This is a genomic window from Clostridium sp. 7_2_43FAA (genome assembly GCF_000158375.2).
Taxonomy (GTDB): Bacteria; Bacillota; Clostridia; order Clostridiales; family Clostridiaceae; genus Clostridium; species Clostridium tertium.
In genome coordinates this window covers 324,300-350,673 of sequence record NZ_JH815222.1, presented here as the reverse complement: position 1 = coordinate 350,673, position 26,374 = coordinate 324,300, and the positions used below count along the sequence as shown (strand labels likewise).

The following is a 26,374-nucleotide window of genomic DNA, read 5'->3' as shown; positions in this document are numbered from 1 at the left end:
TCTACTAAAAGCATATCATAAATTACACCTTATTAAATATGATATTTTTCAACAAACTGAAAGGAACTATTTAAAATAGTTCCTTTCTTTTCTATCTTTTTATTCTTTGAGATTGATCATAAAATACAAACTTCTCTGGTACATGTCTAGATTCTGTAAACTCAAACATTACTCCATTAGCATTATATGTATAGTTATTAACTGTAATGACACAATTATATCCATTTAAGTCTAAAAACTGTTCATCTAACTTAGTAGCCATTTTCCCTGTGATCATTCTTTTTGTAGTAATAATATTTTCTTTTAATTCATTTTCCATATATTCATAAATTGAAGTTTCAGCTATCTCTTTAGTAAGACCTTTAGCTATACTTTTTAGAAAATAGTTATGATCTAATATTAAAGGTTTTCCTTCTATAAATCTTAACCTTTGAATATAATATACTTCCTCTCCAACAGGTAGTGATGTCTTCTTACTTACTTTCTCATCTATTACTAATTCTTCAAAATGTATAACTATAGTTTTATTTTCCATTTTATTTCTAATAGCCGATTCCTTAAATGTTTCTGTATAATCTAAAAGGAACTCTGATTTCTTGTATGGTTTATATATTATTACAACGCCCTTACCTTTTATACTTTGAACATAACCTTTTGATGCAAGTTCAGAAATTGCTCTTCTAATAGTATTTCTTGAACAACTATACTCTTCTATTAATGTATATTCAGATGGCATTAATTGTTGGTATCCGTATGTTTCATTTTCAATTTTAGCTTTTAAATCTTTATATATTTCATAATATTTAATTTGTGACATATCCCTATCTCCATATTATAAATTTTACTTTACTATAATAATATAATAGTTTGCTATTATAAACAATAAAAAAGGGGAATTGCTTCCCCTTTTATTAATTATACTTCGTCTTCTACATCTATAAACTTTTTACTTCTTGATAATATAACTGTTAATCCAACTGTTATTACAAAAGTAATAGCCATTCCAGTAAAGTAAATTCCCCATTGTTCTGGATATACTGATAAGAATGAGAATATTCCTCCAACTCCTACTGATGTTGCTTTTATATTGTTGTATGCTAAGAATGCACTTCCTGCAGCACTTCCTAACATAACTGCTATAAACGGATATTTAAATCTAAGATTTACTCCATATATAGCTGGTTCAGTTATACCTAACCATGCAGATATAGTTGAAGTAACTGCTATACTCTTAGATTTTTTGTTCTTAAGTATAAAGAACATTGTTAATGCAGCTGTTCCCATAGCTAATGTAACCGTTTCTCCAATTGGCCATAGTGTTACGTATCCTAATGTACCTGCCATTTGTAGATTAACACCTAAGAATAAGTGATGCATACCTGTTATTATAAGTGGTGGATTTATAAGTCCATATACAGCTCCTGCTAAAACTGGTGCTACATCAAACAAATTAACTACTCCATCTGTTATTAAGTTTGCTCCTGCCATTGTAATAGGTCCTATTGCCATAAAAGTTACTAATCCAGTAAATAGTACTGCTAATGGTGAAACTAAAACTAATTGTATTGTATCTGGTAATATTCTTTTTAAGAAGTTCTCAGTCTTTGCAATAATAAATGCAGCAATTAATACAGGTACAACTTGTCCTTGATATCCAACTTGTGCTACTTCTAATCCAAATATGTTCCATACTGGTGCAGCATCTGGGTTAGCAGCATAATCATATGCTGACATTAATTGTGGATGTACTAATACAAGCCCTAAAACTATACCTAGTACTGGATTCCCACCAAACTTTTTAACTGCAGACCATCCAATTAATGCTGGTAAGAAAGTAAATGCCGTATTTGCTATTAAATTTATAATACCTACAATTCCTGAAATTCCTGGATAAGCTTCTAATACTGATTGTTCAAAGAATATCCCCGGGTTAGATAACATATTATTTAATCCCATTAATAAACCAGATGCTACTATAGCTGGTAAAATCTGAATAAATATATCAGCTAATATCCTTACTCCTCTTTGAAGAATATTATTGTTTTTATTTGTAATCTCTTTAACTTCTTCTCTAGAAACCTCTTTAGCACCTGTTTGTACTACAAATTCCTTGTACACCTTTTCAACAAGGCCAGGTCCAATTATTATTTGAAATTGTCCACTAGAATCAAAGCAACCTTTCACTATTTCTAATTTCTCTAATTCTTTAACATTAACTAACTTTTTATCGTTTAATATAATACGTAAGCGCGTTACACAATGTGTTGCACTATTAACGTTTTCTTTTCCACCAACTAATTTAATAATTTGTGAAACATTTCCTTTAATATCCACTTTGCATCCCCTCCTCATTAGATGTTTAAACAAGTCTCTTGTTTGAACATCTATAGAATATCACTTATTGATATCGATGTCAATATTTTTTTGTTTAAACAAGTGCAAATTGAAATAAACACCTTTAACCGTTTTCATATAGTGATATTAGCTACTTATAAAATACTTTCAATTACTTCTATTGGATATCATTTTAAATCTTTCATTTATTTCTATGAAATATTTCTTAGTACTCTTTCCATATCCTATATATCATCATTTTCACAAAATCTTCTATTAATCTTATATCAACAAACTTTTTCATCTTTAATAATTGTATAAAAAACTACGCTTTTCATTATATATAATTTCTCATAATCTTCTAACATAGCTAACACAAAAATATGATATTTTAACTATCCCCAGATTTATCTTTAATGAAAATATATATAGGCTTCATTATTTATTCTTCTTACTAAATTCTTTAAACTTTTAAAATCACTATTATTAGGTAACATTACTTATAGATACTAATATAATATTAATGATGATGTTTATACCAATATCAATATAAAGGAGTACTATATGTATAATAACCAATTCTTCTCTTATCCCTATCGCATGGATCAATCTGATTATCTCTCCTTCAATTCAATGTGGAGAAACACAGTACAAAAATTTGCAGCCCTTAGTGGTACCGTTACAATGATTGAAGACTTTTACACAGGTCAAGATGATGCATCAACAGGATGTTATAAATTAATATCGATAGAAACAGTTGACATGGGACCTGTAAAATTTATAATTTCTCCAGAAACTTATTTTGTAAATCATGTAGTTATTGATGTAGGAGACGATGTAACTGGATTTTACGATGCAAATGCACCTGTTATACTTATTTACCCTCCACAATATCGTGCAATTGTTATGGCTAGAAACACAGGAGCTGAAAATGTTACTGTAGACTATTTTAATAATCAACTTTTAAGTAACGATGGAAATTTACAACTACTCATTGGCTCATCTACAGAAGTAATTTTAACAAATGATCAGATTTTTAATATGTACCCTGGAAATAGAAACCTAATTGTTGTTTATGGACCTACAACCTTTAGCATCCCTGCCCAAACTACTCCATATAAAATCATTGTTCTTTGTTAAATCAAAATATGTTATATTAATTCACATAATTTATTTACATCACAACCTTTCTAAAAATGGGATTACCTTTAAATTCTAAAAAATTTAATAAAGGCTTCCCGTTTTTTTGATAGAAGTTACATGATGGGTAATCTCTTTTTCATTCTTATCCCAAATTACTACTTATTGGTTAAATATTTTTTTAATATTTATTTAATTGAAATTATAAAATAAGCCAATGATACTTATTAATATCATTAGCTTACTTTTAATATCCTAAAAATTTTATTTAATTTTAGCTTTACTTAATTACATAACCAATTAATATGTTGCTACATATATTGCATTAATTATTACAAAATTCTTTACGGATAATACAAAGGTATCTTTTTTAGATTGTAGTTTTAAAAATGCTATTATGCAACCAGAGTGATACTACAGGTAATAATTTTGTTGCTACTCCTATAACTATAGAAACAACTCCAGTATAATATGTAATTTTATAAACTTGCAATGCTCTTTCTTTACCTATATATATCGGTAATGTGTATCTTTTATTTTCTAAATCATCTTCCATATCACAAATATTATTAGCCAACATTATATTAGATATTTCTAAATTAATTATACTTTGATCATATATATGAATATAAACAACTAAAAATGTAAGTAAAAATCCTTGTGTCATTCCTGAAAAAATCTCTCCAAAGGGAGTTCTTGATATAGGAATAGGTCCAAATGAATATAAATTTTCACTAATTTAAAGAAACTGCTAATTTCCACTTGTTGTTCCCCAATTTTATCTTATAGCTGATTAAATTTTCCTATAATAATTTATTATATTTTTCTTAAAATAACTGGTTTTTACTAGTCATTTTTATTTTCTAAATAGTCTTTTTCATTTCTAAGTGTTAGTATTATCACTTCTATAGTAATAGGATTAACCAATTTTGTATTAAGCTTTTTCTGTTGATTATAAAAATATGATGATTTTAAATTATATGTGGGAAATTAAAAGCAAAGAAAAAAGTGCTCCATCCTCTCAATATTAGCACTTTTTCTAAGATTCATATATTTTTCTTCTTTTTCCATAGTACTATATACTTTTATAAGGGAACTTCCTTTACCTGTCAAAAATATAATAGTCAGAACAGCAAATACTATAATCAGTATATATACTATTTCAATCGGTGCAGTAATCTTTATAATAAAACACCTCCTTAAATAAGATTCCTATTACTACAATATTAAAAATTATTATACATATAATTAATTTACATAAAAAAGTTTCAATTAATTTAATTACATTTATAATGCGATAATATAATACTATTCATAAGGGTTTTATCTTTTCATCTTCACTTGAATAACTAATATCTATAATTATTACTACTACTTAAAGCTAAAAATACTCTTACCTATGTTTCCAAGGTAAGAGTATTTAATATTATACTATATATTTAAAATTTCTATCATTATAAAGTAACCTACATCATTTATATAACGATTCTTCTTAACTACTTTAAACGAGTTTCTTAAGTTTTTACATGAAAATTTATACCCTCTTTTTTAATACTGGTACATAAATATCCATTACAGTACCTATAGTTGGATGGCACCTTTCATCATAGTATTCAAAGTCTAATTTTGTTTCATCAAATACATATCCACTATCTTTAAACCATTCTTCAAATATATATTTCCATGTTTGTTTAATTACATTTGCAAATTCATTATTTTCAATTTCTGTACTTGTATTAACTGGGGGAGTTGTAAATACAGCATAAGTTGCTTCTGGAACCTCTACTGTAATCATATCATCAGTAGCATCATTAAAATCATTGACTATAACACCAAGCATATAAGTTGCTTCTCCGTTATCCTCACTTGATGGAATACATAATCCCACTTCACCGTGTTTTGGTGGATTTAATATTTGATACATTTTGCTTTCTAAATTTTCGCCATCATAATTAATCCAAAAAGAAGCTACATCTTTTGTATAATTTCCATTAGTTATATTAGTTTTTATACCATAACCTGCAACCTTAAAAGTAGGTTTTTCAATGATAGTTGGCTTCATAAAATCCCCTCCAAATTTTAGTATTAACTCCTTTTCTAAATTTCTATCCATACGCTTTAAATACTGCGTAGGACTAAACCCAAATTCTTTTTTGAAAGCTTTAGAAAAACCATTATGAGTTTGAAATCCATACTCTAAAGCTATATCTATTATTTTCTTATCATCAAACAAATCCTCTGCTGCTAATGAAAGTCTTCTTTTCTTTACATACTCCATTAAAGTTATCCCTTTGTTAATATTAAACACCCTTGAAAAATGAAATGTAGAATAACCACACTCATTAGCTATTAATTCTGGTGATAATTCATTTTTAATATTTTTTTCAATGTAATCAATACATAGTGCTATTGCATCATTATAATTCAAATTCTCACCGCCCCTTTCCCCACGTGGTAACTATAGTATAACATCACAAATATAATAAAACTGTTCCTAATTTGCTAAAATTAAACTATAAAAAATAGTTAGTAATACATATTTATATTACTAACTATTTTTTATAATAATTAATTCGATCTAGTAAATTATCTTTTCATATTCATAATTTTTTAATAGGATATAAAATTCATATTTTATATTATTATTAATCTAATTCAGCAAAAATTTCTACAACATCAGGATCATAATAAGAGAAAAAAGCACTTTTTGCTTTATCTAATTTTACAATCTTCTTCATATCATAATCATCTAGTTTAAAATCAAATATATTAAAATTCTCAATCATTCTTTCTTTATGAACAGACTTAGGAATAACAATAACACCTCTTTGAATTAAATATTTTAATGCAACTTGAGCTATAGATTTATTATATTTATCTCCTACTTCTCTTAGGGTTTTGTTTGTAAATATATTATTTCTTCCTTCTGCAAATGGTGCCCAAGATTCAATTTGCACCCCATATTTATCCATAATTTCTTTAGCCCTTACTTGCTGATTAAATGGATGTGTTTCAACTTGATTAATTGCTGGAACTACCTCATTAAATTTAATAAGATCTACTAATCTATCTGGATAAAAATTACTTACTCCTATGGCTCTTATATTACCACCCTTATACATTTCCTCCATAGCTCTATATGTGCCATAATAATCATTGAAAGGTTCATGTATTAATACTAAATCCAAATATTCTAGCTGAAGCTTTTTAAGTGATTCCTCTATAGAAGTTTGCGCCTTTTCATATCCAGCGTTTGATATCCATACTTTAGTTGTAATAAATAATTCTTCTCTTGGAACGTTACACTTCTTAATCGCTCTTCCTACAGCCTCTTCATTACCATATGTCTGAGCAGTATCAATTAAACGATATCCCACTTCAATTGCATCTAATACACATCTCTCACATTCCTTCAAGTCTTCAATTTGATAAACTCCATATCCTAAAATAGGCATTTTCACCCCATTATTTAATGTTACATATTTCATATACTCTCCTATTTCCATGAACTATTTTTCATATATTTATTACTACTATTTTCTATTATTATTTATACCATATTAAAGTTTATTTTTATATTTAAGAACACACTTTTCATGCTATTGAATACTTACTCTAGCTCAGCTACATAATCCTTGTCCCTATTACATGAATCAATCTGTTTATCTCTCCTTCAATCAAATGTAAAGAAAAACAGTATAAAAATTTCAACCTTTAGTGACAAAGTTAGAATGATTTAAGTAGTCGAAGAAGTAACAGAGTTTTACTGTTAAATCAAAATGTATTATATTAGTGCATACAATTTATTTACATAATAGCCTTTCTGAAAAATAGGATTGCCTTCAAAACAACTATTTCTGAAAGCAATTTTCACAAACTTTAAAGGAGGTCGCGTTTCGCGACTCCCCTTTAAATTTACATTAATTCTATCCAATCACTTAGTTTATTATAAACCTTAAATCCTCTTTTCTTATACATTTCATAAGCAATACTATTCTTTTCTATTACTGTTAAACAAATTTCTTCTACTTGCTTTTCATTTAAAAATTGTATTGCTGTTTCTAATATTTTTTTACCATAGCCCTTTCCCCTATATTCTTTTATTAATCCTATATCAAAGAAAGCTTTTTTATCTTTAATAATAGTATTTAAAAAGCCTATACTTTCACCCTTATCTAATACAATAAAATAATCTTCATTATCATTTTTATTTTTCAAATAGCTTTTTGCCTCTTCTATTTCTATATAAGTTCCGTGAGGCATATCCATAAAAGACTTATTATATACATCAACATATTCCTCGATATTTTCCTTTGATAACCTAATCTTATCTAACACATCATTTACTTTTTCTCTATTGCTTAGAACCATATTAAAAGATGAGTAACTTCTTTTTAGTCCAATATCTTGTGCTAACTTAAGCAAATTATCACTTCTTATTCCAAGTAAAACTTTCTTGGCATTATATTTATTAGCAAACACTAATGAATTATTAATTAATTCTCTCAATATTTTTTTATTATAATTTGGACAAACTACTTTATTTATATAGATAGTTTCTAATTTATCTACAACCTCTAGTATAACCGCCACCTTACCTACTACTTCATTCTCATCAAAATAAAATAATATACCTTCACTATAATTACATATTTTATCCGTAAGTTCTTTTTCAATTTGGGATAATGATAAATCAGTATTTTCATTTTCCTTTATAAATTCTAATGCTAAAATTTTTTCATCATTATTTAACTCTAAAAAATTCTTTATCATTATTCCTTCACCCAATATTCACTACAATCTTTAGACCTATCTAGGAATCCATATTGAATTAAAGCTCTTCTTATTGTTACATAGTCCTCATATATTCTTTTTAATACTCTATTTATTTCTTTTTCAGAATATTTCTTTCCAACATTAAAGTTTTTAGTTATTTCTTCTAATAATATAATCTTCTTCTTTTCTTTAGATGGATAGCTTTTTAATGCCCCATTTTCATCTACATAAGTTTCTATTACCTTAATTTTTTCTTCCTTTGTTATATTAAATCTATCATCTAAGGTTGTTGCTCCTTTGTGTGCATCACAAATAACATCTTCTTCTAACATATTTATATCTTTATTTGTTTCTTTAACAAGTAAATTCATAGTTGCTAAAAATAGCTTAGCTTGCTTTTCTTTTTCTCTTAATTTATACCTATGATTTCTAATAGTAGAATTTGCAATACCTAACTTTGCTGCTATTTCTTTATCATTAAGTCCTAAAGCTATTAATTCAATTACTGCTTTTTGAGATGACGATATTCCTGTATAAAGTGAATTCATATTTAATAGATAACTTAACATAGAATTATGCTTTTCTTTTATATGAAGCTGAGCAGCCTTTTTTGCATCATATAAATTACCACCTATTTCGTATATTCTTCCTTTAATAAATATTTCTTCACACACTATACATTTTATATATTCTTCCGTTTCTACTAGTCCTTTTTCTATTTCATCTATAGACGCTCTCCAAAAAAACTCATTATCCATAACTACCTCCGCCATATTTTCTTAATTAAATTTTACAACCTATTTTATAATTTGTCTATATATAAATAAACTTTATCCAATTTTGTTTGCATTTAATTTTAATAACATTTAATTGTATGAAAAAGGACAGGTTGTAATTTTTAAATTACAACCTGTCCTTTATTTTAATTTATATTCATATCTTTCTTTTTATAAATAACACTAGCAGCAATTAATGATATTATAATAAGTAAAAATCCAATTAAAACAAATTTTAATTCAAATCCATCCTTTATTATATTTGATGGAATTACCCATTCATATGGAGAAAAATATTTTATAAATGAAAACTCTTCTTTTAGCTTAGATATGATACCAATTATATATGTCATAAAAAATAAACTAACTCCTAAACTAGTTGCCATTTTCCCTTTCTTTAAAATTGTTGATATAGCTATCCCAATTGCCATAAATATATATCCTAAAAAGGCCATTCCAATAAACACACTTTTTATATTCATCATAAGATCCATTGTATTTAATTCATTTGGCTTAACTGCAATAGATATACCTATTGTAGAAACTCCAATAACAATTATGAATATACAAAAGTACACAACCCTTGATGATATCTTACTCCAAAGAATTTTACTCCTTGATACTGGTTTAGAATATAAGAATTCTATTGTACCTTCGCTCTCCTCTTCTATTATAGAATTAATTCCAAGCATTGCACCATAAATTCCACAAGCCATTGCAATATATTGAAGACAATATCCAAGAAAATCATTTATATTGCTAAAATCAGTAGTACTTGAAAAATTAAAGGTTTCTAAAATAGCTGGTGGAAGTGAATCTAATTTTGCACCTACTAATTCTTGCATTCCCATATCCTTCATACTTGGGAATAATGCCATAAAAAAAACTATAATTGCAGAAGTTCCTATACTCCAATATATTAATGATTTTATATTTCTTTTAAATTCAAACTTAAATATATTCATTACTTATTCTCTCCTTCATAATAGTTTAAAAAGGCTTCTTCTAATTTAACATCTTCAATTAATAGCTTGTCTAGATTGTATTTAGATAATAAACTTATTAACTCATTTATATTTCCTTTATATATAAACTCAATTTCTTCATCAATATATTTAAAGCTTTCTGATATCTTCTCAATTTCCTTTATATTTATATCATTAGATCTTAAAATTATCCTTTTTCCTAAATCTCTATTCATTTTATTTAAATCTAATATGTCAATTATTTCTCCCTCTTTTATAACCGCAACTCTATCACAAAATTTCTCTATTTCAGAAAGATTATGTGATGATAAAAATATAGTCTTCCCTTTTGCTTTTTCCTTTAACAATATATTAAATAATTTTTGTTGAATTAATGGATCTAACCCATTTGTTGGCTCATCTAAAATTACTATCTTAGGATTGCTTAAAAGAGCTTGAACTATAGCTACCTTCTTTTTATTTCCAAGACTAAGTTCTTCAATTTTCTTATCTAGTTCAACTTCTAATTCACTACAAAGTTCATTTAAATACTGATCATCATAATAATCAAAAAATGAAGCTGCATAATTTAATATATCTTTTACTTTAACATCTGAATAATATCTAACTTCACTTGGTACATAACTTGTAAATTCCTTAATAAGCTTGCTTTCACTTACAATATCTTTTCCTAATATCTTAGCACTACCTGATGTAGGAAAAATAAAATTAAGCAAAGTTTTTATTGTCGTTGACTTTCCTGCTCCATTTGGCCCTATAAAACCATATATTTCTCCTTCTTTAATTTCTAAATTTACATTTTTTATTCCCCTGCTTTTTCCATAACTTTTTGTTAAATTAGTTATATTTATAGCTTCCATTTTTACACCACCTATAAATTCTCTTTATATTTTAATAATTTGTCATTGAACCTTTCTCCTGTTATTTTTTTATAAACATAAAAATTCAAAGTTACAAGTATAAAGTATGCTGTATATATTATGAAAAATATCTTAAAAGATATTCCCCATAGTTCTATCCAATTAAAATATTTAATGAAGATACTTAAAACTCCTAAAAGTATTAAATAATGTGATATTGTTTTTGTTTTTATTGATATCTTAGATAAAAACTTTTCATTATATAAAATAAATTGAATTAATCCAACTATGATCGCTAATAAGATAAATTCCCATAATAACTCTAAAGGCATTATCTTATTTTCAATAAAAAAACTTACTACTCCATAGGTTAATATTATCATCGTAAAGAATAATCCTATTAAAGCTTTTACTTCATATCCTATATTATAAAAATTCTTCATTATATCCCCACCTTTTAATAATCTAATTTTGCTTTAAGTATAGGTACATATTGTCTAGAAACTATTAACTTTTCCTTATTTTCAAGCAAAACCTCTACTCTTCCACCAATTACAGTGTTTATAACTGAAATTTTAGATATATTTATTATTGTTGATTTAGATGCTCTAAAAAAATGATATGCTGAAAACTTATCTTCAATTTCATAAAGTCTAAGATTACTTTCATATACCTCTTTCTTGGTATATATAAATGTCCTTTTGTCAACAGATTCAAAATATAATACATTTTCTGGTTTTATAATATGTACTTTACTATCTTTAACACCAGTAATTATATTTTCATCTTCCCTTAACTTTTCAATTATTTTCACTATATTATCATCAATAACCTTACAATTTATCACTATTTCAACTTCATTATTATTTTCATCTTGATTAATTATTACCTTCATAATATCTCCTCTTAGACTCTTATAATCAAATACTACTATTTTTAATAAATATATCAATATAATTTTACTAAGATGCATTATTTAAATACTAAGTTACACTTTAAATATTTTGCGAAGCAAAATAGTGAAGAATGAAATAGTTAATAGGGAAAAAGTTAAGGAGAAAATCCTTACAGGATTTTTTTTAATAAAAGGTGCTTTGCACTTATAGATTAAATTTTGCGTAGCAAAATATCCTAAGCTTTTCACTCTTTCACTCCTAACTTTTCACTAATAAATTGCTTCGCAATTTATAACTTTTGAGTATTAATAATTAGTAAATTATATATACTAAACTATAGAAAATTAATTATTTGGAGGTATATAAATGCATAATAAATACAATGATCTTTTTGATACTTTAGTAAGATCTTATTACGAAGGCAACTTTGATGAAACGCTTTCTAGAATTATGGTCTGTCATGAAATTTCACCTCAGGAAACATTTAAAATTATTACATCACTTTGTGGGGTTTCTATAGATTTTGATAACAACTATGTTTATAACATAAAAAAAGCAATTACAAATTATGCTGTTAACAAAAGATTTATAGAAAAGTTAGATAGCTGTAGTATTGATTGTAAACAAGATGCAAATAAAAAATTTAATTGTCAAGCAAGTTGTCCATTTGATGCAATTTTATATGATGGTGATAATAAATCTACATATATAAATTATGATTCATGTGTTGGTTGCGGCTTATGCATAGATGCTTGTAAGGATGGTAAAATTTTAGATAAAGTTGACTTTATTCCTATATTAGATTTAATTAAAAACAATAAGATAGTTATAGCTGCAGTTGCTCCTGCCATCATGGGGCAATTTGGTGAAGATGTATCTATGGATCAACTACGTGCTGCTTTTATTAAAATGGGCTTTACTGATATGATTGAAGTTGCTTTTGCGGCTGATATGATTACTATTAAAGAAGCTGTTGAATTTAACCATCATGTTAATAGTCCTAATGATTTAATGATAACTTCATGTTGTTGTCCTATGTGGGTTGGAATGCTAAAAAAAGTCTATAAAGAACTAGTTCCAGATTTATCTCCATCTGTTTCTCCTATGATTGGAGCTGGAAGAGTTATAAAAAAATTAAATCCAGATGCTAAAGTTGTTTTTATAGGTCCATGTATAGCTAAAAAGGCTGAAGCAAAAGAACCTGACTTAGCAGGAGATATTGATTTTGTTCTAACCTTTCAAGAAATAGATAATATTTTTAAAGCTTTTGAAATTAATCCTAATGAACTTCAAGGAATTCCTTCTAAAGATTATGCATCAAGAGGCGGTAGATTATACGCTCGTACAGGTGGAGTTTCCATTGCAGTTGGCGAAGCTGTTGCTGAGTTATACCCTGAAAAATCTAAGCTATTTAGCTCTGTCAGAGCTGAAGGAGTAAGAGAATGTAAAGAAGTATTAAATAAGGCTTTAAATGGTGAAATTAAAGCAAACTTTGTTGAAGGCATGGGCTGTATTGGTGGATGTGTTGGTGGTCCTAAAGCCATTATCCCTAAAGAGCAAGGAAAAATCGCTGTAGATAACTTTGCTTATCATTCTCCAATAAAGGTAGCAACTCATAGTACTACTATGGATAATGTTTTAGAAAAACTTAATATAACATCTTTGCATGACTTTGAAGATGATACTAAGACAGCAATATTCCATAGAGATTTTAAATAAAAAATTAGTAGCTCTACAATTTTAAATATGGCATTATACATGCACAATAATTATTATATAGTATTTATTCTATAATAATTTAACTATTCTAGCATATGATAAGGAGACACAATGAAATATTCAATAGTTTTTAGCAGTGTAACTGGTAATACAAAAAAATTATCAGAAACAATCAAAAATAAAGTTGATGATTGTTATTTTGGGAAACCTTGTAATGAAGCACTTGATGCAGATGTTATATTTGTAGGGTTTTGGACAATAGGAAACTCTTGTGGATCAGATATTAAAACATTTATAGAGAAACTTTCTGGCAAGAAGGTATTTATATTTGGAACTGCTGGGTATGATAATACAAAAAAATACTTTAGCGGAATTTTAGATAGCGTAAAGGATTTAATCCCTCAATCTAATACTATTATAGGAACATATATGTGCCAAGGTAAGGTATCAGATGCTATTCAAAATAAGATAAAAGAAGCTACTCCTGAAAAATTTGAAGCAATTAAAGATAATCTTGTAGAATCATTAAACCACCCAAATGAAAATGATATAAAATTATTAATATCTGAAATTGATAAAATAAACTTATAATGTATTAATTTTTAATTCAAGAGGCTGTAATTTTACATTAAATATCTTTCTGTGACAGCCTCTTATATATTGTATATTAAAATATAACCTATAATAAAGAAACTTATATTTATTAATTGCTCACTATTCTTCCCACTTTTTTAAATTTGGATTTTTATCTAATATAGAATAATACTGTGCAAGAATTCCAAACTTTCCTTCTGGATCTAACTTCATATATCTTTCAAACTTTTCTTCTCTATCCTGTAATCTAGACCATCCGTAATGCTTTAATCGTAAGTTACTTAACTCATATGCTAAGTTATTACAATTATATGGCATCCTTCCACAATGTTGAGGTGTTTCTCTAAACAAATATTTATAATTTTCTTGATATCTTATCATAAATAATCTATAAACGTTATGAGCATTCCATAAACTATCTTCTCTATAATGCTCTTCATCCCAGAAATCATATAGTCTAAACATATAACCATCTACTTCAGTATTCTTCATTAAATCTCTTACACTATATTTAAATTTATTTTCAAATATCTCATCAGCATCTAAAAATATTATCCAATCAGGATTAATCTTCATAGTTTCTTCCCACTGTTGCTTCCTTAAGATAACCTCATTTCTAAATTTTGAATCTTTATTTTTTACTAAGGTATATGGTATATCGACTAGCACTTCTTTTATTATTCCAACAGTATTATCAGTACTCCCATCATCAATTATAACTGCATTATCAATATATTGTTTAGCATCTTCTAACACTCTTTTTAAAAATCTATTTTCTTCATTTTTAACTACCATTGATAAAGTTAGCTTATTATCTTCTTCTTTTACTTTCCTTACCAAAGGCTTATTTGCAAGTTCCATTTTACCCTCAAATATCCATTTAACTACTTTATAATTTTTATCTTTATCCATCTGTAAAATAAATCTACTTTTATTTTCTTCATAATAACTATAGTTATTTCTATATCCTGATTCACTATAAATAACTTTAATAACTATTTCATTAACGTCATCAGTAAATGCTGTTCTATGTCTTATTATATTTATTTTATTTGTTATTCTTTCTTCTAATACTATCCTTCTATCTATTATTAACCCTATTTTCAATCTAGCTTTTTCTTCTTCTCCAAAATACTCTAGATAATTTAAAGGGATATCTTCCTTATAACTATAGCTTCCAATCCCTTCTAAAGCTATCTTCAATATATCATATGCCTTCTCACTATATATTTGAAAATCTCTAATACTGTTTGATGCTTTATATTGACTTACTTTGTCTAAATCCTCATCTCTATATATATGATGAGCAGGATAATAAGTATCTACATATAATTGAATACCAAGTACAGCTGCTCTTATACAGAAGTGCCTATCTTCACCCCAAAAGGAAACATTATAAATAGGATTAAAATTTACTCCTTTTGAAAGTGCTTCTTTTGATATTAAAGTACATGCTCCAAGACCTCCAACCTTATATGTCCCTGGTTTTCTCAGCATATTAATAAAATCTGCTGTTCTTTTTATAACTTCACTTTCACGTAATCTTTCTCCATGTTCAAAATCATATAAAGTGTACATATCCTTTAGCCAAACTTGTGGCTGCTCATAGCTATTTGGTTTCCATCTTGTCCAAAATATATTTGAAACTATTTCTTTATTCAATGATACCAGTCTCTTTAATGTTTTAGGATTCATTACTAAATCAGAATCTACAAGGAAAAGATAATCATAATCTTCTTTTAAAGCTTTTTCTATTATAGTGTTTTTAAAGTTTGATACTTTTCTTATTAAATCGTTTGACCATCTATGAGTATAATCATCACATATATATAAGAATGTATTTTCTTCACTTTTTAAAATAGTAACTTTCTCTATATCTTCTTTAAACTTATTTAAGATTAATGAAGATTCTTCTATATTATTATCATCAATAAAACAATATTCAATATATAAATTTTCTAAATCTAATTCTTTTAATGATAGAAGGAATTCTTTTAAAATGAAAGGCTTTTGATGAATAGGACTCCCAATTAAAATTCTAATCATTGACTTCCTCCAATTATTTATCTTAATACAATATAGTCTATTCCTACTTATCATATTATGCTTATTTTTAATAAAATAACCTTTAATAAGTAGTTTTAAGTAGAATTTGATAGTAATATCTATTTTTCTATTATTAGCATATTTTATTGATTATCATATTCTATAATAAAGCCATTTTGTTTGGAGGTAACTTTTCTTTGGATACTTTAAGCGTTTGTATTATAGCTAGAAATGAAGAGGCAAACTTAACTAGATGTCTTAAAAATATAAAAAGTATTGCTGATGAAATAATTTTAATTGACACCGGATCCACTGATAATACTATTAATATCGCCCAAGAATTCAATGCAAAGATAATAAAGTTTCCATGGAATGATAACTTTAGCTCTGCAAGAAATAAGGCATTAGAAATTGCATCTAAAGATTGGATTTTATACATTGATTGTGATGAGTCATTGGACAATAGTCAAGTATCTGAATTAAAAGATATGCTAAATGATTCTTTATATTTAGGATTTAGATTGAAACTTATAAATATAATAGATAATAAACCTTATAAAGGTGAATATTTACTTAGGATTATTAGAAATAACTCTGGATTTTATTTTTCTGGAAAGCTAAATGAAAAACTTAATAATTCTTTATATAATGATTCGTATTTAAATAAAATTTTTAATTTAGAATTTTTATTATATAACTTTGGATATGATTATAGTAAAAAGCAATTAGTAGATAGATGTAATAGAAATCTTTCAATATATTTATCCTATGATGATGAGGAAAAAAATTATTTATATTACTATAACATTGCAAATGAATATTTCCTTTTAAATAAATATAATATAGCAATAGACAACTATATTAAAGCAATTAAACTAAATGATAACTATTATATAAATAGCTATATTTCTTTTTTAATTGTAAAAACTTATTATAAAGCAAAAAAATATAAAAATGCAATTCTTAACGGCGAAAGCTATGTATTTAAAAATGATGCTTTTAGGGAAATTTATTTATTAATTAGTTTATGTTATAAGAAATTAAATAATCTAGAAAAATCAAGAGAAAATCTAAAATTATATCTAGAGCTTTATAATGAAAACTTTCCATATTGTTTTAGCTTAGATTATATAAACTTTAAAAACTTTATTCCAGAAATGCTTGGCTTTAATTTAGAAAACTTAAAAAAGCTTAATTAAAAAAGAAGGATAAGTATTTCTACTTGTCCTTCTTGTCAATTTTTAATTATAAATAATAAGATTATTAGTGGAACCATTTAAAGTTTTACAAATATAAATTATTAAATAATAGCTTTATTAGGTTATTATCACCTTTTTTTCTTTAAAATTTGTTCTAATACATTTAATCTTGTTTTCCCCAAAATTTGTTTTGGTTTCTTAGCTATTTCATCATCTTTATAGAATTTAGCCTTATTAGCTTCTATTACCATAAATATTTTTTCTTCTAAAGCTTCATCCTCTATATTACCTTCAAAATAATCGTCTATGTAGTCTCTTAACGCATAGCTAAGTTCTTCCTGATTTTTATAATATAATCTAATTCCACCCTTGTTCAAGAAATTATCCTCCCTAAAAATCTACTTTTTAAAATCCACTTTTTATATATATTTTATACTAAATAATCCTTTAAAACAATATGTATTAAAATTCTTAATTTTTATTTAATTATTATGTGTAAATATTATTCTCATTTTGGAAATAATACTATATTTTTCTGTATAATTGCAACAAAAAATCAAATGATAAAAATTATCAATTATTTTAAAATATCTATTGACATTTTATTAAATAATAATTATTATTAATACATAGTAACTTTTAAAAACGAGGAGGAAAAAATTTATGTCATTAATAGGAAGAAAAATCGAAGAATTTAAAGTTCAAGCTTACCACAATGGTAACTTTAAGGAAATATCAAAGGAAGATGTTTTAGGTAAATGGTCAATCTTCTTCTTCTACCCAGCAGACTTTACATTTGTTTGCCCAACTGAATTAGGAGACTTAGCTGATCATTATGAAGAATTCAAAAAAATTGGTGCTGAAATATACTCAGTATCTGAAGATACTCACTTTGTTCACAAAGCATGGGCTGATGCAACAGAAACAATAGGAAAAATTCAATACCCAATGTTAGCTGACCCTACTGGAAAGCTAGCAAGAATGTTTGAAGTTCTTATTGAAGAAGAAGGTTTAGCTTTAAGAGGAACATTCATAGTTAATCCAGAAGGAGAAATCCAAGCTTATGAAGTTCACCAAAACGGAATTGGAAGAAATGCAGAAGAATTATTAAGAAAAGTTCAAGCTGCTCAATTCGTAGCTGAACATGGCGATCAAGTTTGCCCTGCAAACTGGACTCCAGGTGAAGAAACTTTAGTACCAAGCTTAGATTTAGTTGGTAAACTTTAATATAAAACATAAGGAGGGTTATTCTCTCCTCACTATATATTAATCATACATTAAAAAATTAGCGAGGCAACTCGCTATTTTTTTAATAAACTAATCAATAATTATTATTATTTAATAATAGAATTGAAATCTTAAGGAGGAATTTATGAATAAAATATACGATTTAATTATAATTGGTGGTGGTCCTGCTGGTTTATCTGCTGGTTTATATGCTGGCAGAGCAAGACTTAATACTTTAATAATTGAAAAAGAACATACTGGTGGTCAAATTAATAGTACTGCTGAAATTGTAAACTATCCTGGTATTGTAAAAACAACTGGCCCTAATTTAACTTCAGATATGAGAACTCAAGCTGAAAACTTCGGTGTTAAATTCCAAACAGCTGATGTAATTGATGTTGATCTTTCTGGAGACGTAAAAATTATCAAAACAAATAATGGTGAAATCCAAGGTAGAGCTATAATTATAGCAACAGGTGCTTCACCAAGAAAATTAGGTTTCCCAGGAGAAATCGAATACGGTGGTAGAGGTGTTGCTTACTGTGCTACTTGCGATGGAGAATTCTTTAAGGACTTAGAAGTTCTTGTAATAGGCGCAGGTTATGCTGCTGCTGAAGAAGCCATCTACTTAACTAGGTTTGCTAAAAAAGTAATTATAGTTGCAAGAGAACCTGAGTTTACTTGTGCTAAATCTATAGGTGATAAGGTAAAGGCTAATAAAAATATAGAAATAAGATTTAATACTGAAGTTGTAGAAGCTATTGGTGATGATGTTTTAAGATCTGTAAAGCTTATTAATAATGTTACTAATGAAAGATCAGAATACTTCCCTCCTAAAGAAGATGGAACATTTGGTATCTTTGTATTTGTTGGTTATGAACCACAAACTAAAGTATTTAAAGATAAGATAGAAATGGATAGATACGGATATATCTTAACAAATGAAAATATGGAAACTAATATTAAAGGTGTTTATGCCGCTGGTGACTTAAGACCTAAGCTATTAAGACAAGTTGTAACAGCTGTAGCTGATGGTGCTATTGCAGCAACAGATGCTGAAAGATATGTTGCATCTGAAAAAGAAAGACTTGGAATAATTGAAGAAGAAGTTATTGAAGAAAAAGTGGAAAATAAAAATGAAGTACCTACTTCTAATAATAAGGCTTTATCTGGAAGAAGTAATTTATTAAACGACACTTTAAGAAACCAATTAAAAGGTATATTATCTAAAATAGAAAATAACATTTCATTAGTATCAATAGTTGATGAAAGTAACAAAAAATCAATTGAATTAAGAGATTTAGTTTTAGATATATCTGATTTGAGTGATAAAATTTCTGCTGTAATCTATAAAAAAGGTGAAAACCTTGAAATGGAATCTAAAATTCATGCAGATAAATATCCTGTAGTTGCTTTATTAAATAAAGATAGTAACTACAGTGGAGTTAAATTCCATGGAGTTCCTGGAGGACATGAATTAAATTCATTCATATTAGCTATTTATAATTTAGCTGGTCCAGGTCAAGCACTAAATGAAGATTTACTAAATGAAATTAAATCACTGTCACTGGATAAGAAAACTAACATTAAAGTTGCAGTATCTCTTTCCTGCCATGTTTGTCCTGAAGTTGTAACTGCCGCTCAAAGAATAGCTATAGAAAATCCTAATATAGAAACAGAAATGCTAGATTTATCAAACTTCAAAGATATTAAAGATAAGCATAAAATAATGAGTGTTCCAGCCTTGATAATAAACGATTCTAAAGTTTATTTTGGTGGTAAGAAACTTGAAGATATAGTTCAATTACTTAAATAATAAATATTATTTTTTTAAAGGTATTGCAGAAGATAACAATTATCTATGTGGTACCTATTTTTTTATAAATAATAACCCCTTCCACTAACCAAAATCTATGATATATATATATAATTCTAAAATATATTTTTAACTATTTAATTTTAAAAATATATAGCCCCATTAAACTCTTTATTTTTAGTTTAATAGGGCTAAAACTTATTTCAGAATCTATTTTTAGCTAATTATTTAGATTCAAGTGCTACATGGGCACTTCCTTTTCTTTTTTCGGTTTCATCAACCACTAAAGCTGCTACTGCAGAACCTGTAACATTAGTTGCTGTTCTCATCATATCGATTATAGCATCTACAGCCATTACCATTGCCATACCTTCTATAGGTAATCCTAAAGTTGATAAAACAACTGTTGTTGACATAGTTGCTGCTCCAGGAACTCCCGCTATACCTATTGAAGATATAACTGTTGTTAATACTATTAAGAAATAATGATACATAGTCATATCCACATTAAATACATTTGCTACAAAAATTGCAACTATTGCTGGATATAATCCACCACAAGCATTCATTCCAATAGTTGATCCAAGTGGTGCTACAAAGCTTGCTATATTTTCAGAAACTTTAGCATTTTCTACTAAACTCTTAATTGTTACAGGCAATGTTCCATAACTACTTTGACTTGTAAAAGCTATAACTTGAGCTGGAAAAATATCCTTAAAGAACTTTAATGGATTTTTTCTTGCAACAAATGCTATTAAAGGAGTATGGACTAAGACAATTTGTAATATACAAGCTATATATACTGCTAATATAACATTAATTAATGATTTTATCGTATCCATACCATTTGTAGCTGCAGCTGTTGTAATTAATGCAAATACTCCATATGGTATAAATTTCAATACTATTCTTGTTATACTTAATACCAATTCATAAGTTGATAAAATGAAATCTTTAAATGGCTTAACCTTCTCTGGATTTTTATTATCTTCAATTACTAAAGCTATTGCTATGAAAAGTGAAAATATTACTATTGGAATTATTTGATTATTAACAACTGATGCCACTGGATTGGATGGTAAAAAGTCTAATAATACCTTTGAAAATGATGGTATTTCCCTAGCTTTAAAACCTTCTGCTCCTACAAAGCTTAACCCTTGTCCTAATTTAAAGATCTTACCAATAATAATTCCTATTATTGCTGCTACACCTGTTGTACCAAGTAATATTCCTAGTGTTTTAATACCAATTGATTTTAAAGTATCTAAATTTTTAAGTCTAATTATACTTGTTATTATTGATACCATAACTAAAGGAACTACTATCATTTTTATTAATGATATATACCCTTTTCCTACTACTTCAAGGAACTTAATATTTTCTTTAAATATTGCACCTAGTATTAACCCTATTGTTAATGCAGTTAACGTTGAATAAGAAAACTTTCCTGTTTTTGATTTTACTAAATAAATTATATAAAGTGCTGCTATTGATAATATAATAGCTAATATTAAATTAATATTCATTTTGTATCCTCCTAATATTTAGTTTAGATGATTTAATATTTAGTTAAATATTTATTTGCTGGCCTGCAAATTTCTTAAGATAATTCTTTAAATATTGTATTTTTAAAATTTTATCTAATAAGTTGATTTTAGATTATCTATACAAGCATTCATATCTTCTAATTAATCTATGAATAGTTTATACACTAATTAATAAATATATTAATTAAATCTGTTGTATAAATAAAAAAAACCTACTACCACTGTTTGCACAGAGGCAGAAGGTAAACTTCCACGGTTCCACTCTGATTAGATATAATCAAATATCCATCTCTTTTTAGGTACTTATAATACCTTATCTCTATAATGGGAGAACCCATAAGCCCCTACTTATCATATTCAGGCCTTCGACTCCAAGGTGCACTTCATTAATAAAATTATGGGTTATCTCAGCAACTAACCTTCTCTGTTATAATTATTATTAATTACTTTTCCTCTTCATAATCTTTAATTCATATCGGATTACTATGATTTAATTATAGCATTATTTTATCTATTGTCAATATATTAATTATATATTTAATTTATATATTTATAAGGTATTTTTAACTAAAATGAAAAGGCTGTCGCAGACAGCCCTTTAATGTAAAATTTACTTTTCATTCTCCATATACAAGTCTACATTGCTTTTAGTTACTTTTGTATGTGGTACTTTTATATATTTATTATTTTCAAGCTCCTCTATATCTTGTATATCATTTCCTTTTGCTAATGCTATTGCAATATCAAATATTGCTTGAGCTTGAGCTTTAGAATCACTAATAACAGTACCAATCATTTCACCCTTTTTAACTGATTCCATTGCTTCCTTTATACCATCTATCCCAACAACTGTAGGTTTTTTAGTAAATACATCGCTAGAATTAATTGCATGTATAGCACCAAGTGCCATTACATCATTATTGCTAAATACAACTTCAATTTTATCTCCGAACTCTTTAATCCATTGATTCATTTTACTTATAGCTTGATCACTTTGCCAATTAGCACTGTCATCTGCTAGTTTTTCTAGTTGAACTCCTTTTTCAGTAATAGACTTTATACAATATTCTGTCCTTATTGAAGAATCTTGATGTCCTGGTTCTCCTTCAAGCATTACATATTGAATCTTATTATCTTTATTCTTATCTACTATATCCTTTTTGGAAAGCCATTCATCAAGTACTATCTCTGCTTGTAATCTTGCAGATTGTTCGGCTTGTGCTCCAACATAATATAGCTTATCCCATCTATTCATATCCTCTTCTACTGGTTCTCTATTAAAAAATATTAATGGAATATCTGCTGATTTAGCTTTATCAATTATAGTTGATGCTGCTGTTCTATCTACTAAATTTACACATATAACATCATAATCTTGATTTATAAACTTATCCACTTGATTTCCTTGATTTATCGTACTTCCTTTTGCATCAACAAAGTCAAGTATTATTTTTGATTTATCAACACTTTCATTTTCTTTAACTATTTCTTCTAAATTCTTACTGATTGTAGATATGAAAGTATCATCTTGCTTATAAAGTGTTACCCCTATTTTAATTTCTTTTTTAAATTTAATATTGCTTTCTTTATTACAGCCTACAATAAGAGTAGATATTAGCATTAAGCTAAAAATATTAATTATTCTTTTACCCTTTTTCACCCTAACCTCCTATAAAGCATTAAATTTATCACCTTACAAAGGGAAATAACATCCTTTGATTTTCTTTAGAGTACATATTTCTACTATTGATTATAGTTGATGTTATTATGCTATCATCAATTGATTTTTCTTCAATTTGTGAAACAGAAGCCTTTACACTTAAATATCCAACATTAAATTCATTTTGCATAGCTATTGAATTTATTACATTTTCTTCAATTAAAGATATTATTAAGCTTGTACTACCTGTCCCATATAATTCAACATTATATTTTAAATTGTTAGTACTTAATACATACTTCTTAGCTTTTCCTATACTCTCTAAAATATTTGGCTCAAATGTAATTATTACATCAGTTTCATTATTCTCTATAATTTCTCTAACTTTATTATAAAGTTGTACTTCATCCCTTGGTAATTCTAAGAATTCATAAGTATTTTTACTTTTCTCTATTTCATCTACAAATCCTAAATATCTTTCATTTATGCTACTACAGTTTAAATCACTTTTTATAATAGAAACTTTACTTCTCGTATTTCCATTTCTCACTATTTCCTCTGCTAGACTCTGCCCCAATTCATAATTATCGCATGATATATATGGTATATTTTGCTTAGTTTCTATATTAGATTCAAATAAAACTACAGGTACCTTTTTTCTCACGTTCTCTATAGTACTTGCCATAGCATTATAATCTGTTGGAGATATAAGTATTGCATCTGTGCCATCATTTAATTCTCTCTCTATTAATTCAGTTTGCTCCTTAATACTATTTTCCTCTAAAAGTGTTAAAAATCTTATATTTACGTTCATCTCAGAAGCTGCTTGCTCCATCCCCTCTTTTATTATCCTCCACCCTTCACTATTTTTCCCTCTAATTATTACTGAAAAATTATAAACCTTAACGTCCTTTTTTTTACCTTCATTTAATAATACTAAAAAGGAAGAAATAAGCATTATAAATAAAATTATGAAAACTAATTTCTTTTTTATCTTCACTTTTTATCCTCCTTAATACTATAAAAATCTATAGATGGCATATGAATTCTTATTGTGGTACCTTCATCAGGTTCACTATATATCTCTAATCCATAACTATCTCCAAAGTATAATTTTATTCTCTCATGAACGTTTCTAAGTCCTATTCCTGAACCTTTCTTTTGAACTCCATTTTCATTAGTTAGTAATTTATCTGCAACCTCTTGAGGCATTCCAAGCCCATTATCAATAATATCTATATATAATTCATCATTCTTCAAATAAGCTTGTACGAGAATATCTCCATCACCACTCATATATTCCATACCATGATAAATAGCATTTTCAATCAGTGGCTGAATTATTAACTTAATACTAGTGAGATTTAAAACCTCTTCTTCTGCTTTAATATCATAAGTAAACTTATTTTTATAACGTATATTTTGTATTGTTAAGTAATATCTAGCATGCTCTAACTCATCCTTAACAGTTATTACATTTTTACCCTTGCTCAAACTTATTCTAAAAAATCTTGCTAGGGCTGTAACCATTACTATAGCACCATCATAATTTTCATTTTCTATCATCCATATAATAGAATCTAAAGTATTATATAAAAAATGTGGATTTATTTGCGCTTGCAATGCATTTAATTCACTTTTTCGCTTTGCCTCTTGTTCATTCATTATATTTTCCATTAACATATTCATTTGTTTTACCATTGATTTAATTGCTTTTCCTAAATGTTGAATTTCATAAGAACCACTTTCTGATATATTTAAATTAACTACTCCGTTTTCAAATTCGTTAACTGACTTTTCTAATTCTTTTATAGGATTTGCTATTCTTGATGATACAAACATATTTATTGAAATTAATGTAAATATAGCAAAAAACATCATAAATATAGCAAATACCCTAATTTCATAATAATCAGCTGTAATATCTGTCATTGGTGATATAGCAACTATCTTCCATCCAGTATATCCAACTGTTTTCACTGTTACTAATCTTTTATCACCTTCAAATTTTTCGACGTGATTCCCATCCTCATATTTTGCTGCTTCATAATTATTTTCTTTTATTAAATCAGAATATATTAATTGCTGTCTTGGGTGATATATTATTTCTCCATCTCTATCTATAAGATAAACATATCCATTTTTCCCCATATCAACATTTTTACATATTTGTTCTATACCACTAAAGTTCATATCTACTAAAAGAACTCCACCATTAATTCTACCACTTTCAGTAATTTCAACTGCTCTACTTAAAGATACTACCCAAGTGTATTTATAATTAGGATCATAAAATAAATTTTGCACATGTGGAGTAGAAAAATGTAAATTTTCTCTCTTGCTTATTGCACTTTGAAACCATTCACTTTCTCTAGGGTCAATGTTATTTTTTAATTGTTGTAATGGATACGAAGCTATTACTTCACCATAATCCGAAAATAAGCTAATACTTATTAAATAATCTTTATTGGCTTCATAAATTAAGTCCATTTCTTTATCTATATTTTCATCTGATAAATCTGTTTTCTTTATAGCTCTATAATATATAGTATCTGATATCTTCATCATTTTTCTTAAGTAGCTATCTAAGTTTAAGTTTACTTGCTCTAATATAGATTTATTATTTTTTAAAACCATTTCTTCTGTTGAGTTAGTAAATCTTAAGTAAAGAGCTCCACCTACAACTATCATTCCAATAACAGCTACTATTGTAAAAGATATAGATATTATATATTGAATACTAGCTTTTTTATAATAACCGATTATTTTACTCTTAATAGAATTTAGCATATTAACTC

The 26,374-nt window shown here is 26.8% G+C and carries 23 protein-coding genes and 1 other annotated feature; of the genes, 6 read left to right on the top strand and 17 right to left on the bottom strand.

Going from position 1 to position 26,374, the window contains the following annotated elements; all coding sequences use genetic code 11:
• Window positions 1-91: 91 nt before the first annotated feature.
• Window positions 92-817 carry a UTRA domain-containing protein gene (locus tag CSBG_RS03240; protein WP_008677027.1) on the bottom strand — a complete coding sequence of 242 codons (726 nt, stop codon included), beginning with the start codon at window positions 815-817 and terminating at the stop codon, window positions 92-94.
• 98 nt (window positions 818-915) lie between these two features.
• Window positions 916-2,334: a PTS transporter subunit EIIC gene (locus tag CSBG_RS03235; RefSeq protein ID WP_008677024.1), complete on the bottom strand. Its 1,419-nt coding sequence runs from the start codon at window positions 2,332-2,334 to the stop codon at window positions 916-918.
• Window positions 2,335-2,898: 564 nt separating this feature from the next.
• Between CSBG_RS03235 and CSBG_RS03230 the strand changes: the two genes are divergently transcribed.
• Window positions 2,899-3,474 (top strand): hypothetical protein, encoded by a 576-nt coding sequence (locus CSBG_RS03230; protein WP_008677022.1) that lies wholly within the window; start codon window positions 2,899-2,901, stop codon window positions 3,472-3,474.
• A gap of 370 nt (window positions 3,475-3,844) precedes the next feature.
• Here CSBG_RS03230 and CSBG_RS03225 read toward each other — a convergent pair whose 3' ends face one another.
• From CSBG_RS03225 to CSBG_RS03185, 9 genes are all read right to left on the bottom strand, one after another.
• Window positions 3,845-4,141, bottom strand: coding sequence for a prenyltransferase (locus tag CSBG_RS03225; RefSeq protein ID WP_008677021.1), 297 nt, complete (start codon window positions 4,139-4,141; stop codon window positions 3,845-3,847).
• Window positions 4,142-5,008: 867 nt separating this feature from the next.
• Window positions 5,009-5,902, bottom strand: coding sequence for an AraC family transcriptional regulator (locus tag CSBG_RS03220; RefSeq protein WP_008677018.1), 894 nt, complete (start codon window positions 5,900-5,902; stop codon window positions 5,009-5,011).
• Between the two features lie 217 nt (window positions 5,903-6,119).
• Complete coding sequence (locus CSBG_RS03215) at window positions 6,120-6,962, bottom strand: aldo/keto reductase (protein WP_008677015.1); 843 nt, start codon at window positions 6,960-6,962, stop codon at window positions 6,120-6,122.
• 427 nt (window positions 6,963-7,389) lie between these two features.
• The gene (locus CSBG_RS03210) at window positions 7,390-8,247 is read right to left on the bottom strand and encodes a GNAT family N-acetyltransferase (RefSeq protein WP_008677014.1); all 858 of its coding nucleotides are present in this window, start codon (window positions 8,245-8,247) and stop codon (window positions 7,390-7,392) included.
• On the bottom strand, window positions 8,247-9,008 hold the full coding sequence (locus CSBG_RS03205) for a DUF2087 domain-containing protein (RefSeq protein ID WP_008677012.1): 762 nt from the start codon (window positions 9,006-9,008) through the stop codon (window positions 8,247-8,249). The genes CSBG_RS03210 and CSBG_RS03205 overlap by 1 nt, the downstream gene beginning before the upstream one ends.
• Before the next feature lie 164 nt (window positions 9,009-9,172).
• Window positions 9,173-9,991 carry an ABC transporter permease subunit gene (locus CSBG_RS03200; protein WP_008677009.1) on the bottom strand — a complete coding sequence of 273 codons (819 nt, stop codon included), beginning with the start codon at window positions 9,989-9,991 and terminating at the stop codon, window positions 9,173-9,175.
• Window positions 9,991-10,872, bottom strand: a complete 882-nt coding sequence (locus CSBG_RS03195) for an ABC transporter ATP-binding protein (RefSeq protein WP_008677007.1) — start codon at window positions 10,870-10,872, stop codon at window positions 9,991-9,993. Before CSBG_RS03195 ends, CSBG_RS03200 begins: the two co-directional genes overlap by 1 nt.
• An 11-nt stretch (window positions 10,873-10,883) precedes the next feature.
• On the bottom strand, window positions 10,884-11,315 hold the full coding sequence (locus tag CSBG_RS03190) for a DUF3021 family protein (protein ID WP_008677004.1): 432 nt from the start codon (window positions 11,313-11,315) through the stop codon (window positions 10,884-10,886).
• 14 nt (window positions 11,316-11,329) lie between these two features.
• Complete coding sequence (locus CSBG_RS03185; RefSeq protein WP_008677003.1) at window positions 11,330-11,767, bottom strand: LytTR family DNA-binding domain-containing protein; 438 nt, start codon at window positions 11,765-11,767, stop codon at window positions 11,330-11,332.
• Between the two features lie 367 nt (window positions 11,768-12,134).
• Here CSBG_RS03185 and CSBG_RS03180 point away from each other — a divergent pair, with 367 nt between their 5' ends.
• Together CSBG_RS03180 and CSBG_RS03175 are read left to right on the top strand one after the other, a co-directional pair.
• Window positions 12,135-13,487 carry a [Fe-Fe] hydrogenase large subunit C-terminal domain-containing protein gene (locus tag CSBG_RS03180; protein WP_008677001.1) on the top strand — a complete coding sequence of 451 codons (1,353 nt, stop codon included), beginning with the start codon at window positions 12,135-12,137 and terminating at the stop codon, window positions 13,485-13,487.
• Window positions 13,488-13,598: 111 nt separating this feature from the next.
• Window positions 13,599-14,078 (top strand): flavodoxin family protein, encoded by a 480-nt coding sequence (locus CSBG_RS03175; RefSeq protein WP_008676999.1) that lies wholly within the window; start codon window positions 13,599-13,601, stop codon window positions 14,076-14,078.
• 123 nt (window positions 14,079-14,201) lie between these two features.
• Here CSBG_RS03175 and CSBG_RS03170 read toward each other — a convergent pair whose 3' ends face one another.
• Window positions 14,202-16,127, bottom strand: coding sequence for a glycosyltransferase (locus tag CSBG_RS03170; RefSeq protein ID WP_008676996.1), 1,926 nt, complete (start codon window positions 16,125-16,127; stop codon window positions 14,202-14,204).
• A 197-nt stretch (window positions 16,128-16,324) separates the two neighbouring features.
• Between CSBG_RS03170 and CSBG_RS03165 the strand changes: the two genes are divergently transcribed.
• The gene (locus tag CSBG_RS03165) at window positions 16,325-17,326 is read left to right on the top strand and encodes a glycosyltransferase (protein WP_008676994.1); all 1,002 of its coding nucleotides are present in this window, start codon (window positions 16,325-16,327) and stop codon (window positions 17,324-17,326) included.
• Window positions 17,327-17,454: 128 nt separating this feature from the next.
• Here the strand turns inward: CSBG_RS03165 and CSBG_RS03160 are convergent, their stop codons facing one another.
• A complete protein-coding gene (locus CSBG_RS03160; protein WP_008676993.1) occupies window positions 17,455-17,703 on the bottom strand; it encodes a TIGR04540 family protein in 249 nt (82 codons plus the stop codon).
• Window positions 17,704-17,989: 286 nt separating this feature from the next.
• On the opposite strand from CSBG_RS03160, the gene ahpC reads away from it, so the two are divergent.
• Both ahpC and trxB read left to right on the top strand, forming a co-directional pair.
• Window positions 17,990-18,553: an alkyl hydroperoxide reductase subunit C gene (ahpC, locus tag CSBG_RS03155; RefSeq protein WP_008676992.1), complete on the top strand. Its 564-nt coding sequence runs from the start codon at window positions 17,990-17,992 to the stop codon at window positions 18,551-18,553.
• Between the two features lie 145 nt (window positions 18,554-18,698).
• Window positions 18,699-20,369: a thioredoxin-disulfide reductase gene (gene trxB / locus CSBG_RS03150; RefSeq protein ID WP_008676991.1), complete on the top strand. Its 1,671-nt coding sequence runs from the start codon at window positions 18,699-18,701 to the stop codon at window positions 20,367-20,369.
• 224 nt (window positions 20,370-20,593) lie between these two features.
• On the opposite strand, the gene CSBG_RS03145 is transcribed toward trxB, so the two are convergent.
• The 4 genes from CSBG_RS03145 to CSBG_RS03130 form a co-directional block, all read right to left on the bottom strand.
• A complete protein-coding gene (locus CSBG_RS03145; protein WP_008676990.1) occupies window positions 20,594-21,895 on the bottom strand; it encodes a dicarboxylate/amino acid:cation symporter in 1,302 nt (433 codons plus the stop codon).
• A gap of 249 nt (window positions 21,896-22,144) precedes the next feature.
• Window positions 22,145-22,385 (bottom strand) — a binding site (T-box leader).
• A gap of 141 nt (window positions 22,386-22,526) precedes the next feature.
• Window positions 22,527-23,576, bottom strand: coding sequence for a galactose ABC transporter substrate-binding protein (locus CSBG_RS03140; RefSeq protein WP_008676988.1), 1,050 nt, complete (start codon window positions 23,574-23,576; stop codon window positions 22,527-22,529).
• Between the two features lie 28 nt (window positions 23,577-23,604).
• Window positions 23,605-24,576, bottom strand: coding sequence for a substrate-binding domain-containing protein (locus tag CSBG_RS03135; RefSeq protein WP_008676985.1), 972 nt, complete (start codon window positions 24,574-24,576; stop codon window positions 23,605-23,607).
• A complete protein-coding gene (locus CSBG_RS03130) occupies window positions 24,573-26,366 on the bottom strand; it encodes a sensor histidine kinase (RefSeq protein ID WP_008676982.1) in 1,794 nt (597 codons plus the stop codon). Before CSBG_RS03130 ends, CSBG_RS03135 begins: the two co-directional genes overlap by 4 nt.
• Window positions 26,367-26,374 lie beyond the last annotated feature (8 nt).

Coding starts and splice junctions, on each gene's coding strand:
- CSBG_RS03240 (WP_008677027.1), bottom strand. CDS start 817: ATGTCACAAATTAAATATTATGAAATATATAAAGATTTAAAAGCTAAA.
- CSBG_RS03230 (WP_008677022.1), top strand. CDS start 2,899: ATGTATAATAACCAATTCTTCTCTTATCCCTATCGCATGGATCAATCT.
- CSBG_RS03225 (WP_008677021.1), bottom strand. CDS start 4,141: ATGACACAAGGATTTTTACTTACATTTTTAGTTGTTTATATTCATATA.
- CSBG_RS03215 (WP_008677015.1), bottom strand. CDS start 6,962: ATGAAATATGTAACATTAAATAATGGGGTGAAAATGCCTATTTTAGGA.
- CSBG_RS03210 (WP_008677014.1), bottom strand. CDS start 8,247: ATGATAAAGAATTTTTTAGAGTTAAATAATGATGAAAAAATTTTAGCA.
- CSBG_RS03205 (WP_008677012.1), bottom strand. CDS start 9,008: ATGGATAATGAGTTTTTTTGGAGAGCGTCTATAGATGAAATAGAAAAA.
- CSBG_RS03200 (WP_008677009.1), bottom strand. CDS start 9,991: ATGAATATATTTAAGTTTGAATTTAAAAGAAATATAAAATCATTAATA.
- CSBG_RS03195 (WP_008677007.1), bottom strand. CDS start 10,872: ATGGAAGCTATAAATATAACTAATTTAACAAAAAGTTATGGAAAAAGC.
- CSBG_RS03190 (WP_008677004.1), bottom strand. CDS start 11,315: ATGAAGAATTTTTATAATATAGGATATGAAGTAAAAGCTTTAATAGGA.
- CSBG_RS03185 (WP_008677003.1), bottom strand. CDS start 11,767: ATGAAGGTAATAATTAATCAAGATGAAAATAATAATGAAGTTGAAATA.
- CSBG_RS03180 (WP_008677001.1), top strand. CDS start 12,135: ATGCATAATAAATACAATGATCTTTTTGATACTTTAGTAAGATCTTAT.
- CSBG_RS03175 (WP_008676999.1), top strand. CDS start 13,599: ATGAAATATTCAATAGTTTTTAGCAGTGTAACTGGTAATACAAAAAAA.
- CSBG_RS03170 (WP_008676996.1), bottom strand. CDS start 16,127: ATGATTAGAATTTTAATTGGGAGTCCTATTCATCAAAAGCCTTTCATT.
- ahpC (WP_008676992.1), top strand. CDS start 17,990: ATGTCATTAATAGGAAGAAAAATCGAAGAATTTAAAGTTCAAGCTTAC.
- trxB (WP_008676991.1), top strand. CDS start 18,699: ATGAATAAAATATACGATTTAATTATAATTGGTGGTGGTCCTGCTGGT.
- CSBG_RS03145 (WP_008676990.1), bottom strand. CDS start 21,895: ATGAATATTAATTTAATATTAGCTATTATATTATCAATAGCAGCACTT.
- CSBG_RS03130 (WP_008676982.1), bottom strand. CDS start 26,366: ATGCTAAATTCTATTAAGAGTAAAATAATCGGTTATTATAAAAAAGCT.